At 63.9% G+C, this 12,760-nt stretch carries 16 protein-coding genes; 10 read left to right on the top strand and 6 right to left on the bottom strand.

The features are described 5' to 3' along the window. Positions 1 to 32: 32 nt before the first annotated feature. The 6 genes from ACFOJ9_RS26225 to motA are packed head-to-tail and all read right to left on the bottom strand — an operon-like array spanning position 33 to position 4,872. Positions 33 to 470 (bottom strand): hypothetical protein, encoded by a 438-nt coding sequence (locus ACFOJ9_RS26225; RefSeq protein ID WP_136616788.1) that lies wholly within the window; start codon positions 468 to 470, stop codon positions 33 to 35. Further along, complete coding sequence (flhB, locus tag ACFOJ9_RS26230; RefSeq protein ID WP_378982752.1) at positions 467 to 1,549, bottom strand: flagellar biosynthesis protein FlhB; 1,083 nt, start codon at positions 1,547 to 1,549, stop codon at positions 467 to 469. The genes ACFOJ9_RS26225 and flhB overlap by 4 nt, the downstream gene beginning before the upstream one ends. Positions 1,550 to 1,558: 9 nt before the next feature. Then, a complete protein-coding gene (locus tag ACFOJ9_RS26235; RefSeq protein ID WP_378982755.1) occupies positions 1,559 to 2,569 on the bottom strand; it encodes a flagellar motor switch protein FliG in 1,011 nt (336 codons plus the stop codon). A gap of 44 nt (positions 2,570 to 2,613) precedes the next feature. Then, positions 2,614 to 3,000 (bottom strand): flagellar motor switch protein FliN, encoded by a 387-nt coding sequence (gene fliN, locus ACFOJ9_RS26240; RefSeq protein ID WP_378982759.1) that lies wholly within the window; start codon positions 2,998 to 3,000, stop codon positions 2,614 to 2,616. A 16-nt stretch (positions 3,001 to 3,016) separates the two neighbouring features. Next, positions 3,017 to 3,964 carry a FliM/FliN family flagellar motor switch protein gene (locus tag ACFOJ9_RS26245; protein ID WP_378982761.1) on the bottom strand — a complete coding sequence of 316 codons (948 nt, stop codon included), beginning with the start codon at positions 3,962 to 3,964 and terminating at the stop codon, positions 3,017 to 3,019. A 32-nt stretch (positions 3,965 to 3,996) separates the two neighbouring features. Then, positions 3,997 to 4,872, bottom strand: coding sequence for a flagellar motor stator protein MotA (gene motA / locus ACFOJ9_RS26250; RefSeq protein ID WP_023809996.1), 876 nt, complete (start codon positions 4,870 to 4,872; stop codon positions 3,997 to 3,999). A 147-nt stretch (positions 4,873 to 5,019) separates the two neighbouring features. Here motA and ACFOJ9_RS26255 point away from each other — a divergent pair, with 147 nt between their 5' ends. The 10 genes from ACFOJ9_RS26255 (at position 5,020) to ACFOJ9_RS26300 (ending at position 12,760) form a co-directional block, all read left to right on the top strand. Further along, entirely contained in the window at positions 5,020 to 6,141 is a 1,122-nt protein-coding gene (locus ACFOJ9_RS26255) for a DUF1217 domain-containing protein (RefSeq protein ID WP_378982763.1), read from the top strand. Positions 6,142 to 6,148: 7 nt separating this feature from the next. Continuing rightward, positions 6,149 to 6,871 carry a flagellar basal-body rod protein FlgF gene (flgF, locus tag ACFOJ9_RS26260; RefSeq protein WP_378982766.1) on the top strand — a complete coding sequence of 241 codons (723 nt, stop codon included), beginning with the start codon at positions 6,149 to 6,151 and terminating at the stop codon, positions 6,869 to 6,871. A 3-nt stretch (positions 6,872 to 6,874) separates the two neighbouring features. Continuing rightward, on the top strand, positions 6,875 to 8,293 hold the full coding sequence (gene fliI, locus ACFOJ9_RS26265; RefSeq protein ID WP_378982768.1) for a flagellar protein export ATPase FliI: 1,419 nt from the start codon (positions 6,875 to 6,877) through the stop codon (positions 8,291 to 8,293). Continuing rightward, positions 8,280 to 8,957, top strand: coding sequence for a hypothetical protein (locus ACFOJ9_RS26270; RefSeq protein ID WP_378982771.1), 678 nt, complete (start codon positions 8,280 to 8,282; stop codon positions 8,955 to 8,957). The genes fliI and ACFOJ9_RS26270 overlap by 14 nt, the downstream gene beginning before the upstream one ends. An 84-nt stretch (positions 8,958 to 9,041) precedes the next feature. Further along, on the top strand, positions 9,042 to 9,422 hold the full coding sequence (flgB, locus tag ACFOJ9_RS26275) for a flagellar basal body rod protein FlgB (protein WP_378982773.1): 381 nt from the start codon (positions 9,042 to 9,044) through the stop codon (positions 9,420 to 9,422). Between the two features lie 2 nt (positions 9,423 to 9,424). Further along, the gene (gene flgC / locus ACFOJ9_RS26280) at positions 9,425 to 9,841 is read left to right on the top strand and encodes a flagellar basal body rod protein FlgC (RefSeq protein ID WP_183448926.1); all 417 of its coding nucleotides are present in this window, start codon (positions 9,425 to 9,427) and stop codon (positions 9,839 to 9,841) included. Further along, positions 9,841 to 10,167, top strand: coding sequence for a flagellar hook-basal body complex protein FliE (locus ACFOJ9_RS26285; protein WP_378982776.1), 327 nt, complete (start codon positions 9,841 to 9,843; stop codon positions 10,165 to 10,167). The genes flgC and ACFOJ9_RS26285 overlap by 1 nt, the downstream gene beginning before the upstream one ends. 11 nt (positions 10,168 to 10,178) lie before the next feature. Beyond that, complete coding sequence (gene flgG, locus ACFOJ9_RS26290) at positions 10,179 to 10,967, top strand: flagellar basal-body rod protein FlgG (RefSeq protein ID WP_013529795.1); 789 nt, start codon at positions 10,179 to 10,181, stop codon at positions 10,965 to 10,967. A 3-nt stretch (positions 10,968 to 10,970) separates the two neighbouring features. After that, on the top strand, positions 10,971 to 11,522 hold the full coding sequence (flgA, locus tag ACFOJ9_RS26295) for a flagellar basal body P-ring formation chaperone FlgA (RefSeq protein ID WP_378982780.1): 552 nt from the start codon (positions 10,971 to 10,973) through the stop codon (positions 11,520 to 11,522). After that, entirely contained in the window at positions 11,519 to 12,760 is a 1,242-nt protein-coding gene (locus ACFOJ9_RS26300) for a flagellar basal body P-ring protein FlgI (protein ID WP_378982782.1), read from the top strand. The genes flgA and ACFOJ9_RS26300 overlap by 4 nt, the downstream gene beginning before the upstream one ends.

Here is a 12,760-nt window from a genome sequence, read left to right on the forward strand (position 1 = left end):
GAGGATCGGCCGGCGGCGGCTCGCGATCAATGTCAGCGATAAGCGAGCGGCTCGACCTTACGGATACGCGCCTCTTCGATCACAGCCTCGAGCAGAGCCGTGTTGTGCTCGGGGTCTTCGCCCGGCTTCTCGAATGATACGTAATTGACCACCACCGAGGCACCGAGCTCGCTCAACGTCAGCTGGAAATAGACGGTGACGCCAGGTGGCCTCAGTTCCAGATCAAGCACGATGCGCGGGCTGCCGCTCCAGTCGACATGCGCCTCGCCGCCATGGCCGAGCCGTAGCGTGCCAGGCATGAAGAACAGCTCCACCGCTGAATCGACCAGATCCGACAGGCACGCGAAATGCTCCAGCCGGATGAAGGCGATGTAGTCGGCGACATCGATCAGCCTCAGTTCCCCCACCACCTGCTCGATGGCGCTGGCGACGATGATCTCGCGGGATTTTGCGTGCGGTTGCCGGTTCATGAAATCTGTCTGCGCTCAGCCTTTTTCGAGTAGACGATCCGCACCAGTTCGGCGACGGCCTGGTAGAATTGTGACGGGATCACATTATCGACCGAAACTTGCTTGTACATGGAGCGGGCGAGCGCCACGTCCTCGAAGACAGGGATGTTGTGTTCCCGTGCGATCTCGCGGATCTTGAGCGCCACCAGATCCTGGCCCTTGGCCAGCACCATCGGCGCCGAGTCCTCGTCGCGCACATATTTCAGCGCGATCGAGAAGTGCGTCGGGTTGGCGATGATCAGCGTCGCGCGCGGCACCGCCGTCATCATCCGCTTGCGCGCCCGGTCGCGCGCCAGCGAGCGCAGCCGCGACTTGACGATCGGGTCACCCTCGGACTGTTTGAACTCGTCCTTGACCTCCTGCTTGCTCATGCGCAGATCCTGCTTCCAGTGGAAGCGCGACCAGACGATGTCGATTGCCGCGATCAGCCCCATGACGAAGACGATTGCCACCAGGATGTCGACGGCGATGCCGCGGATGACGAGACCGAAGGCGACCGGATTGGTGATCATCCCGGCGAGCAGCTTGCGGTGGTCTTCGGACAGCGTGAAGCTCAGCACAACGATGGCAAAGCCGACCTTGCCGAGTGCCTTCAGGAACTCGACCCAACCCTGAATGCCGAACAGCCTGTTCCACCCCTTGGCGATCGAGATGCGCGAGAGTTGCGGCCGCACCCGCTCGCCGACGAATTGCGGCATGTTCTGGAACACCGAGGCGCCGACACCGGCGACGGTCAGCAGCACCATCAGGCTTAGGACGGCGCGGCCAACCTCGAGGAGGACGATCTTGTAGAGCGCGATGACATCGGTCTCGGTGTCCATCGGCCAGGCTTCCGGCTTCTCCAGAAACATCGACAGGAACATGCCGAGATCGATGATCGCGTCCTTGGCGTAGAAGACGGTGAACACCAATATGGCAACGAAGGACGCAAGCAGCGCCGTCTCCCGCGAATGGGGCAGTTTGCCCTGTTCGACAGTGTCGCGGATCTTCTTTTCCGTCGCCTCTTCGGTTTTCGAATCCTTGTCGACCGCGTCAGCCATGGCGCGGTCTTAGGCGGCGTTCTGGGTCGAGGGAAGTTCGAAGGCGCCTTCGCGCGACAGCCGGATCGTCGTCGTCACGACCGTCTTGCGCGCCGCCGTGATGTCGGCGAGAGGGACCCCCTCCGAGCCCTGTCCCAGTTCGGCTTCGATCATGCGCCGCGAGCGGGCGCCGATCGCCGACAGTACGGACTCGGCAAGTCCCGCCTGCGCGCCGCGCAAGGCCAGCGTGACCAGTTCGGTCGACAGCCCGTCGAACAACAGCACCCGCGCTTTCTGCGTGAGCAACGGCAGGTCGTCGAAGGCAAACAGGCGAGCCCGGACGCCATCGAGATCGGGCGTACCGGCGGCCTCCAGGTCCTGCATGACCTCTTCGAGCAGAGGCTTGTCCAGTTCGTTGAGAACGCTGGCGACGCGCGCCTGTCCGGCCGACGTGTCCTTGGTCGAGGTTTCTGTCAGCACACTGGTGCGCAGCCGGTTTTCGACGATCCTGCTTGCGGCTTCCGGAACATTGGCCATCGTCACCATGCGCTTGATGATTTCGCCGCGCGTCGACTTGGTCAACGTCAACAGCACACTCGCCGCCGCTTGCGGCGCCAGCTTGGACAGCACCATGGCCGCGGTCTGTGGATGCTCGCCAGCCAGGAAGGCGCCAAGCCGCGCCGGCTCGAGCTTTTCGAGCTCGGGCCAGATCGGCGGCGGACCTTCCGGTGCGACCTCGAACCTCTTGTCGCCCATGATCGCGCTCATCTCTTCGGGCGACAGCGACTCGTTGAGGATAGTGTCCATCCTGTCGGCGGAATCGAGCAATCCCGCCCCTTCGGTGAACTCGGCCTCGAATTCGGCGACGATGCGTTCGAGATCGCTTTGCGGAATCGTCCGCAGCAGACGGGCGCCTTCGATCAGCGCCTTCAGTTCTTCCTGCTTGAAGAATTTCAACAGACGGCTGGCCGACGGCTTGCCCATCGCCACCAGGATGGCGGCGGCCTTCTGCGCGCGGGTCAAGGTCACCGGCGTCGTCATGCCACTCGCCTCCGCTGCCACCGGCAAGCTCCGCAACCCATGTCCTAGGCGCCCTTCGTGCCGGCGATGATTTCGGTCAGCCTGATGCCGAAGCGCGACGGATCGCTTTCCAGCACGGTGATTTCGCCACGCGCGATCTTGCGGCCGTTGACCACGACGTCGACAGGTTCGCCGATACGGCGATTGAGCGCCACCGTCGACCCCTTCTGCAGCGCCATCAGCTCGGAGACCGGCATCTCGGTGCTGCCGAGGATGATCTGGACATCGACGGGGATGTTCATGATGACGCTCGAATTGGCTGATGAAGCGGCTCTGAACGCCGCATCGGGGCGTTGCTCCTCTTCATGCAGGACACCGCGCAATTCTTCGATGGCATGGTCGAGCTGCTCGTCCGGCTGGTCGAGGTCGGCTTCCACCTTGGTCTTGGCCATGAATCGTCTCCAAATGTCAGGCGCGTCCGGCGGCAGCCGGCATCAGCGCTTCGATAAAGTCCTGCCCGGCATCGTAGGGATGCCTGATTCGGACGGTGTAATTCTGTCCCAGTTTGCCGAACTCGCATACGAACAGCGTCTTGCCGCGCGCGCTGAGACGCGCCTGCGATTGCGCCGTTTCCTCGAATTCGATGATCTGGCCAATTTCGAAACCGGCGAGGTCGCCGAGTGTCAGCCGGGCCAGCGGCATGGTGGCCTCAAGTGCCACCGTGGAGCGCATCACCTCTTCCGAAAAGCGCGCGCGCCAGCTGGGTCCGTGATCGTCATCGCTGACGGGGACAGCCCCGTCGCGGCTGGCCAGCACGACACGCTGCGGCATCGTCACGGTGACGGTGCCGCTGTCGGCCGGCGTCGAGATGCCAAGGACGATGCGGATTGCCGCGCCGTCGCGCAGCACGTGCCGCTTCGCCTCGGTGCCCGACATTGCCCGCGGCACTGGCAGGCGCAGGTCGAGCGAGCGCCGTCCCGATCCATTCAGGGCCTGCGCGACCTGCTGGAACACCATGGTCGAGACATCGATTTCGATCTGCGACAGATCGCGCTCGATCGGCGAGACCGGCAGATCCGGATCGCCGCCGAACAGCGTGCAGACCATGATCGCGATCGCCGGAGCATCGATCACCAGAGTCATCGCATCGGAGGACGCGGACGAGCCGACGACGGTCAGGGCAAACGTGTCGCCGGCGCGCGAACGCGCCTCGGGAACGCGGCTGACTTCGATCGCCTTGAGATCGACGGCGACCGGAACGCCAAGCTCGCCGGTCAGGCTTTTTTGCAACAACGGCACGGCGCGCTCAGCCATGGCCCGGCCGGCATCGATGACCTGGGCTGCCTCGCCGCTGTCGCCAACCAGACGCTCGATGATCAGCGAGCGCGCTTCCGCTGGGCTGCCCGGACTGGTCATGACAGTGCTGGGACCGATCTGTCGCGCATCGTTCAGGCGGCCTTCTTTTCGACGGTACCGGTGTTCATCGTGCTCTGCTCGACGGCGTCGATCGTCGGCCGTTCATAGGATGAGATGGTCTTGCGGCCGAACTCGATCGCCACCTGCGGCAGTGCGCCGTTCATGTAGGCCAGCAGCGTCTGCTTGACGATGATGTAGAGGCGGTTCTTCTTCTCGCGCACCGTCTTGATCTTGGTGGCGACCGGCCCGACCACCGAATAGGACAGGAAGATGCCGAGGAACGTTCCGACAAGTGCGGCACCAATCAGGCCGCCGAGGATTTCCGGCGACTGGTCGAGCGCGCCCATCGCCTTGACCACGCCGAGCACGGCGGCGACGATGCCGAGCGCCGGCAGGCCGTCGCCCACCGCCACCAGCGCGTGATAGGCCTTCATCTTGTCGGACTTGATGGTCTGGATTTCTTCGTCCATCAGCGCCTCGATCTCGTGCGAGCGGGCATTGCCGATGATGATGATGCGGCAGTAGTCGCAGATGAAATGCGTCAGGTCATGGTTATGCAGCACGGTTGGGAACGCCTGGAAAATCGCGGACTCTTCCGGATTGTCGATATGCGCCTCGACCTCGCTGCGGGATTTCGAACGCAACTCGCGCATCAGTGAGTGCAGTACGCCGAGCGTTTCAAGATAGTCCTGTTCCTTCGGCACCGCCTGCTTGAAGGCTTCGAGAATGCCCTTGCCGGTGTCCTTGACCGTCTTCATCGGATTGGCGACGAGGAAGGTGCCAAAAGCCGCGCCACAGATGATCACGGCCTCCCATGGCTGGATCAGCACGTGAAGATGGCCGCCCATGGCCATGAAGCCGCCAAGGACGCAGCCGAGCGTTACCACCAGTCCAATCAGAATGCCCACGACAGGTCCTTCCGCATTTCACATCGGGAGCAAGGGATAGCCCCCGTGCCTTGTGTGAGGCTTGAATCGAAAGCGTCGGAGACGATTCAGTTTCGCGCAAGGAAGTGGGGGTATTGTCCTGACATAGCTTCGGCCGGAGGCACGTCTTTGCTTAATACCTTTACCAGCTACCAGCTCATCACCAAGGACATTTCAAAGTCGCTCGACAGGATCGAGCAGCAGCCCGTGGTTGATCGCGACACCAAATATTATCTCGCCAACATCACCAAGGTGAAATCGATCGACGATTTCGTCAAAAACGACCGCTTGTTCAAATATGCCATGAAGGCCTACGGGCTCGAGGACATGGATTACGCCAAGGCCTTCATGGTCAAGGCACTCAAGGAAGGCGTCTCCGATCCCGACAGCTTCGCCAACAAGCTGACCGACAAGCGCTACGCCGAATTCGTCAGCGCCTTCAATTTCGCCGCCAACGGCGCCGATGCGACCATCTACAACAAGACGCAGCAGATGGTGACCAAGAACTACGCCACGCAGGCGAAAATCGCCGGCCTCGATCCGAATTCGGCCTATGTGAAGGGCGAGACGACATACTATCTCGCCAACATCACAAAGGTGAAGTCGATCGACGATCTGATGTCGAACAACCGGCTCTACACATACGCGCTGGCGTCTTTCGGTCTCGATTCGGCGACGGAGGACAAGGATCTCATCAAGCGGGTTCTGCAGGGTGGCGTTCGCGACCCCGATAGCGTCGCCAACAAGATGACGAACAAGACCTACGCCGCGCTTGCCTCCGCCTTCAATTTCGAAGCCTATGGTGCGAACACCACCACCATCAATCCGGCGCAGCAGCCGACCGTCGACAAATACATGCGCCAGACCCTCGAAGAGGATGCCGGCCAGACCAATCAGGGCGTGCGGCTGGCGCTGTATTTCGACCGCAAGGCGCCAACCATCACCAGCTGGTACGAGGTGCTGGCCGACACCGCGCTTGCCAGCGTCGTGCGCACCGTGCTCGGCCTGCCCGATTCCTTCGCCACCGCCGATGTCGACAAGCAGGCGCAGCTGTTCGAGCAGAAACTCGACATCTCGGATTTCTCCGATCCCGAGAAGCTCGGCAAGTTCCTGACGCGCTTCACCAGCATGTACGAGATCAACAACCCGACCTCATCGGCCGTCACCTCCGTCAGCGTGCTGTTTGCCCAGCCGATCACGGTCGGCATCTCCACCGACCTGATGATGGCCATGCAGAAACTGAGGTTCTGAGAGCATCATGCGGGACAGCCTGTACGTCGCCCTTTCCTCGCAGATCGCGCTCGAGCGCCGCCTCGACACGATCGCCGACAATGTCGCCAACGCCTCGACGATCGGCTTTCGCGCCACCGGCGTGAAGTTCGAGGACGTCGTCTCCGGCACCGGGCAGAAATCGGTGTCCTTCGCCTCCTCTGGCAAGACCTATCTTTCCGGCGCTCACGGTGCTTTGAGCGAGACCGGAAATCCCTTCGATTTCGCTATTCAGGGCGATGCCTGGTTCGCCATAGAAACGCCGGTCGGCACCGTCATGACCCGTGACGGGCGCTTTTCGATGAACGAGAACGGCGAGCTGATGTCGACCGAGGGCCACCCGGTGCTCGATGCCGGCGGCTCGCCGATCCAGCTCGATCCCCGCAACGGTCCGCCCAAGGCCGGGGCCGACGGTTCGCTGCGCCAGAACGATCAGCTTGTCGGCTCGATCGGGCTCTACAATTTCGATCCGGGCGAGAATTTCGTCCGCTACGGCAATTCCGGCATCGTTCCGGCGCGCACGCCAGAGCCTGTAACAGATCGCTCCGACATTGGCGTCGCCCAAGGTTTTCTCGAAGAATCCAACGTCAACCCGGTGCTGGAGATCACCCGGCTGATCCAGGTTCAGCGCGCCTTCGAGAACACCGCCGCCCTGATGCGGCAGACCGACTCCTCCACCGACGAGGCGATCAAAACGCTCGGCTCGAAATAATCCATGTCGCTCGACCAGCCATCCCTGCGCGCACCTGAAAGACAAGTCCAGCCGGTGCCGGAAGACCGGCTTGCCGCGCTGGAACGGGTCTGGCGGCGTTTCGCCGACGCCGAGGCGCTGCTCAAGCGCGGCGGCCGCGTCGTCGAAGTCACGCCCACGCACTACAAGGTGCACGGCCTTTCCGATTTCGCCAGGCTGGGCGACATCGTCGAGCAGCGCGGCCATGCCGGCGCGCGCCGCGGCGAGATCGTCAAGATCAGCCGCGACGAGGTCGTCGTAGCACCCTTCGAACGCAGCTCCGATGCCGGCATCGGCGATGCCGTGTTCCGCCGCGGTCCGCTCGCGGTGGCGCCGCATGCCTCGTGGCGCGGCCGCACCATCGACGCGCTCACCAGGGCGATCGATGGCGGCTCGCCCCTGGTCAGGGGAGACGACGCATCGAGCGGCACCCGGACGACGCCCGGCGCCATGGCGCGGCAGCGTGTCGGCACCGCCTTCATGACCGGCGTCAAGGTCATCGACATCTTCACGCCGCTCTGCTTCGGCCAGCGCCTCGGCATCTTCGCCGGCTCCGGCGTCGGCAAGTCGACGCTGCTTGCCATGCTTGCCGGCGCCGACGCATTCGACACCGTCGTCGTGGCGCTCATCGGCGAACGCGGCCGCGAAGTCCGCGAATTCCTCGAGGACACGATCGGCGACAGCATGGCCAAGACCGTCGCCATCGTCGCCACCAGCGACGAGAGCGCCATGATGCGCCGACGCGCGCCGGACACCGCCATGCGCGTCGCCGAGCATTTTCGCGACCAAGGGCACCGCGTGCTCCTGGTGCTGGATTCGATCACCCGCTTCGCCCACGCGCTGCGCGAGGTGGCGACGGGAACCGGCGAGCCGCCGGTCGCCCGCGGCTATCCGGCCTCGGTGTTCACCGAGCTGCCCAAGCTGCTCGAACGCGCCGGGCCAGGCGCTGAGGGCCCCGGGGTTGAAGGTAAGGGATCGATCACCGCCATCATTTCCGTGCTGGTCGATGGCGACGACCATAACGACCCGGTCGCCGATTCCGTGCGCGGCATCCTCGACGGCCATGTCGTGCTCGACCGCACGATCGCCGAACAGGGCCGCTATCCACCCGTCAATCCGCTGTCGTCCATTTCGCGGCTGGCCGGCAAGGCCTGGAGCACCGAACAGCGCGTGCTGGTGACAAGGCTGAAGTCGATGATCTCGCGCTTCGAGGACACGCGCGACATCCGCTTGCTGGGGGCATATCAGGGCGGCGTCGATGCCGAACTCGATATTGCCGTGCGCCAGGTCCCGCTGATCTACGAGGCACTGACGCAAGCGCCGAAGGACCGCCCGTCAGCCGATCCGTTCTCCGACCTCGCCCGCCACCTCAAGAGCAAGTTGAACGCCGATGCCGGAGACTGAACGCCAGTACACCGAGCGCGTCCTGCGCGACATGATCGCCGAGGCCAACGCCGCCGAGGAGACCGAGGCCAGCCGCGCCTCGGCCATCAACGACCTGTTTTCGCCGCGGAAATGGCAGCAGTCTTCCGGGCACCAATGGCCGCAGCCGCCAAAGGCGCAATTTCCCAGGCTGAAAAAGAAGTCCGACCGGCGCAGCGATCTCGTCATTGCCGCGCTCGGCATCACGCTCGGCCTGATCTGCGCTTTGTTTCCCTGGTACATCTTCTTCAACCAGGAACAGTTCGGCGTCCAGGCGATCAAATTCGGCGGCACCGGCACCAATTCGGGACGGGCGGGCGGCGGCGTGGTCGCGCAACGCAGCGCGCCGCTGACGGCAAAGGACGTCCCCGCGGCCAATCTCGATCTGCTTGCCACGGGAACCGTGCAGCATGATGCCAATTCCGCACCTGCACCCGATGAGCAACCCTTTCCGGCCGACGCAGCGAAATTCCGCATGGTTCATGTCGCCAACGGCCGCGCCATGATCGAGGACGATGCAGGCCTCTGGATCGTCCAGCGTGGCTCGATACTGCCCGACTCCAGCCAAGTGTCTTCCATAGAACAGCGCAACGGCAAATGGGTCATGGTCACCAGCGCCGACCAGGTAATCGAACTCTCCAAATAAACGACCCCGTCTCGGCCTCCGGCCATCCGCAAGGTCCGCGCAAGACTGGCGGCCTAGTCTTCGGGAACCCGCCCGGAGATTCCCATGGAGCCCGTTTCCCTTTTCGACCTCGCCGCCAAGCAAGCCCAGTGGCTGGCTGTGCGCCAGTCCGCCGTCGCCGGCAACATCGCCAACGCCAACACGCCGGGCTACACGGCAAACGATGTCGAGCCGTTCGAAAAGGTGCTCGACCGCACCGCCGTATCGCTGCAGGCCACGCAGGCCGGCCATCTCGGCAACGCGGCGACCAATGCCGGCTTCACCATCAAGCCGCAGGAAGACGACGGCGTTATCATGCCGTCCAAGAACTCGGTCGTGCTGGAAGACCAGTTGCTGAAGGCCGGCGAGGTGCGCCGCTCCTTCGAGCTCAACACGGCGATCGTCAAGGCGTTCCATTCGATGATGATGATGGCGGTGAAGAGCTGACCATGGACGCGCTGACCGCAGCCCTCAAAGTCGCAGCATCCGGCCTCGGCGCCCAGTCGGAGCGCCTGCGTGTGGTTTCCGAAAACCTGGCCAACGCCCAGTCGACCGGCACCGCGCCCGGCTCCGACCCCTATCGCCGCAAGACCATCAGCTTCGTCTCCGAGCTCGACCGGACGACAGGCGGCTCGCTGGTCCAGGTCAACTCGATCGATCGTGATCCCAGCGACTTTCCGGTCGAGTTCCAGCCCGGCAACGAGGCTGCCGACGAGAAGGGCTACGTCAAGATGCCCAACGTCAATGTGCTGATCGAGATGGCCGACATGACCGAGGCCAACCGCTCCTACGAGGCCAACCTTCAGGTCGTCAAGCAGGCGCGCGACCTGATTTCCATGACCATCGACCTGATGAGGAACCAGTAATGATCAGCGGTATCGGAGCCCTTCAGTTCAAGTCGACGATCGGCAGCGACGACGCGGTGACAAGCCTGCTCCAGGGCGGCGCGACACCTTCGGCCGGTGGCAACATCGGCACCTCCTTCGCCGAGGCCCTGAGCCAGGCGGCCTCCAAGACCGTCAACACGCTGCAGAATGCCGAGCAGGTGTCGGTGCAGGCTCTCAAGGGCGACGTCGACACCCGTCAGGTGGTCGACGCCGTGATGAGCGCGCAGCAGGCGCTGCAGACCGCCGTCGCCATCCGCGACAAGGTGGTTTCCGCCTATCTCGAAGTCAGCCGAATGGGCATCTGAGGAATTCCGCCATGAAAGCACTCGCCATCGCCGCCACCGGCATGAATGCCCAGCAGACAAACCTGGAAGTCATCGCCAACAACATCGCCAACATCAACACCACCGGCTACAAGCGGGCGCGTGCCGAATTTTCCGACCTGCTCTATCAGGTCGACCGCACGCAGGGTGTGCCCAACCGCTCCAACGCCTCGCTGGTGCCGGAGGGCGTCTCGATCGGCCTCGGCGTCAAGACGACGGCCGTGCGCAACGTGCACACACAGGGCGAACTGACCAGCACCGGCAACAGTTTCGACCTGGCGCTGACCGGCAGGGGCTGGTTCCAGATCGAGGGTGCCGACGGCGGCACGCTCTATAGCCGCGCCGGCGCCCTCAACACCAATGCCACCGGCCAGCTGGTGACAGTCGATGGCGCTGCCGTCATTCCGGCAATCAACGTTCCCGTCGATGCCGTCGAGGTCATCGTCAACAAGACGGGGCAGGTCTTCGCCCGCATCGACGGCCAGACCGATCTGCAGAATCTTGGCCAGCTTCAGATCGCCAATTTCGCCAACGAGGCGGGCCTGGCGCCGCTCGGCGACAACCTGTTCCAGGAAACCACGGCCTCCGGCCCCGCGAATGTTGGCGTCCCCGGCGATCCCGGCTTTGCCACCATCCAGCAGGGCTATCTCGAAGCCTCCAACGTCGACCCGGTCAAGGAAATCACCGAGCTGATCTCGGCGCAGCGCGCCTATGAGATGAACTCCAAGGTCATCCAGGCCGCCGACGACATGGCCTCCGTCGTCTCCAAGAACATCAGGTAACGCATGATGTCGACGCCCGGCCTCCTGTCCGCATTCCGCCGCACCGCGCTCGTCCTTGCGCTGGTGGCCGGCGGCATGCCGGCTTTTGCCCAGGAATCGACAAGCCAATCGACAGACCAATCGGCCGATCGGTCGGCCACTCAGATCGCCAGCAATCAACCTGTCGGCGACGTCGTGTTGATCCCCAACCGTGTCATCTATCCCGGCCAGACCATCGAACTCGCAGCCCTGAAACAGGTGACCCTCATCGCCGGCAAGCACAAGCCGGACGGAGTCGTCACACGGGCCGAGGAACTCGACGGCAAGGTCGCCAAGCGCACGTTGCTGCCCGGCCGCTACATCCCCTCCACCGCCATCCGCGAGGCCTGGCTGGTCGAACAGGGCGCCTCCGTGCAGGTCTTCTTCATCGCCGGCGGACTGACGATCTCGGCGACCGCCGTGACGTTGCAACCAGGTGCCGCGGGCGACCTCGTCAAGGTTCGCAACATCGACAGCGGCAAGATCCTGTCCGGCACGGTGATGGCGGATGGAACCATCCAGGTCAGCGCTTCATGATGCGCGGGCTTACCCTGATACTGGCAGCCGTGCTTGGCCTGCAGCCGGTACTGGCCGACGGCCTGACGCCGAAGGCCAAGCGCGAGCTCGCCGCCAAGAATGGCGGCGTCTACAACGATCCCGAATATGATCCGGCCACCACCAGCCGCATGTTCCGGGTTTCGTCCGGGCCGAGTTCGCTGCCGCCGGGCCAGGTCGCCTCGCGCATTAAAGACATCGCCCAGTTGCAGAGTTCGCGCGACAACCAGTTGGTCGGCTACGGCCTGGTCATCGGCCTTGCCGGATCGGGCGACAGCCTGCGCAACTCGCCGTTCACCGAACAGTCGATCCGCGCCATGCTCGAAAATCTCGGCATTGCCACCGAAGGCGGCCGCGCGCGCGCCAAGAACGTCGCCGCCGTCATCGTCACCGCCAACATGCCGCCCTACGTGCAGTCGGGCGCTCGCATCGACATCGACGTCTCCTCGATGGGCGACGCGACCTCGCTTTCCGGCGGCACGCTGATCATGACGCCGTTGAAGGCGGCGGACGGCGAGATCTATGCCGTCGGCCAGGGCTCGGTCATCGTGTCGGGCTTCACCGCCCAGGGCCAGGCCGAGCAGCTGACCCAAGGCGTGCCGACCTCCGGCCGCGTGCCGAACGGCGCCATCGTCGAGCGTGCTGTCCAGGCCGAGTTCGACGATCAGGCGACGCTGACGCTGCAACTGCGCAATCCCGATTTCTCGACCGCTATCCGCATTGCGGACGCCATCAACGACTACACCAGCCAGCGCTTCGGCATGCGGGTGGCGGCCGAGCGCGATTCCCGCACCGTGCAGATCAGAAGGCCGAAGGGTGTCTCGGCGGCGCGCTTTTATGCCGAGATCGAGAACCTGGTGGTCGAATCCGACACGCCGGCCCGTGTCGTCATCGACGAGCGCACCGGCACAATCGTCATCGGCAATGAAGTCAAGATATCGCGGGTCGCCATCAGCCACGGCACGCTGACCGTGCGCATCACCGAAGCGCCGCGCGTTGTGCAGCCCGAGCCCTTCTCCAAGGGCGAGACCGCCGTCGAACCGTTCACCGCCATCGAAGCCAGCCGGCCCGACGCCCGCGTTGCCGTGCTTGACGGACCCGATCTCCAGACCCTCGTTTCCGGCCTCAACCGTCTCGGCGTCAAGCCGGACGGCATCATTGCCATTCTGCAGGGCATCAAGTCGGCCGGCGCCCTGCAGGCCGACCTGGTTCTGCAATAG

Origin of the sequence: Mesorhizobium cantuariense (genome assembly GCF_042647205.1) — a bacterium.
Taxonomy (GTDB): Bacteria; Pseudomonadota; Alphaproteobacteria; order Rhizobiales; family Rhizobiaceae; genus Mesorhizobium; species Mesorhizobium cantuariense.

Bases quoted from the DNA above. Each gene is read 5' to 3' on its own strand.
- ACFOJ9_RS26225 (WP_136616788.1), bottom strand. From the start codon at position 470: ATGAACCGGCAACCGCACGCAAAATCCCGCGAGATCATCGTCGCCAGC.
- flhB (WP_378982752.1), bottom strand. From the start codon at position 1,549: ATGGCTGACGCGGTCGACAAGGATTCGAAAACCGAAGAGGCGACGGAA.
- ACFOJ9_RS26235 (WP_378982755.1), bottom strand. From the start codon at position 2,569: ATGACGACGCCGGTGACCTTGACCCGCGCGCAGAAGGCCGCCGCCATC.
- fliN (WP_378982759.1), bottom strand. From the start codon at position 3,000: ATGGCCAAGACCAAGGTGGAAGCCGACCTCGACCAGCCGGACGAGCAG.
- ACFOJ9_RS26245 (WP_378982761.1), bottom strand. From the start codon at position 3,964: ATGACCAGTCCGGGCAGCCCAGCGGAAGCGCGCTCGCTGATCATCGAG.
- flgF (WP_378982766.1), top strand. From the start codon at position 6,149: ATGCGGGACAGCCTGTACGTCGCCCTTTCCTCGCAGATCGCGCTCGAG.
- fliI (WP_378982768.1), top strand. From the start codon at position 6,875: ATGTCGCTCGACCAGCCATCCCTGCGCGCACCTGAAAGACAAGTCCAG.
- ACFOJ9_RS26270 (WP_378982771.1), top strand. From the start codon at position 8,280: ATGCCGGAGACTGAACGCCAGTACACCGAGCGCGTCCTGCGCGACATG.
- flgB (WP_378982773.1), top strand. From the start codon at position 9,042: ATGGAGCCCGTTTCCCTTTTCGACCTCGCCGCCAAGCAAGCCCAGTGG.
- flgC (WP_183448926.1), top strand. From the start codon at position 9,425: ATGGACGCGCTGACCGCAGCCCTCAAAGTCGCAGCATCCGGCCTCGGC.
- ACFOJ9_RS26285 (WP_378982776.1), top strand. From the start codon at position 9,841: ATGATCAGCGGTATCGGAGCCCTTCAGTTCAAGTCGACGATCGGCAGC.
- flgG (WP_013529795.1), top strand. From the start codon at position 10,179: ATGAAAGCACTCGCCATCGCCGCCACCGGCATGAATGCCCAGCAGACA.
- flgA (WP_378982780.1), top strand. From the start codon at position 10,971: ATGATGTCGACGCCCGGCCTCCTGTCCGCATTCCGCCGCACCGCGCTC.
- ACFOJ9_RS26300 (WP_378982782.1), top strand. From the start codon at position 11,519: ATGATGCGCGGGCTTACCCTGATACTGGCAGCCGTGCTTGGCCTGCAG.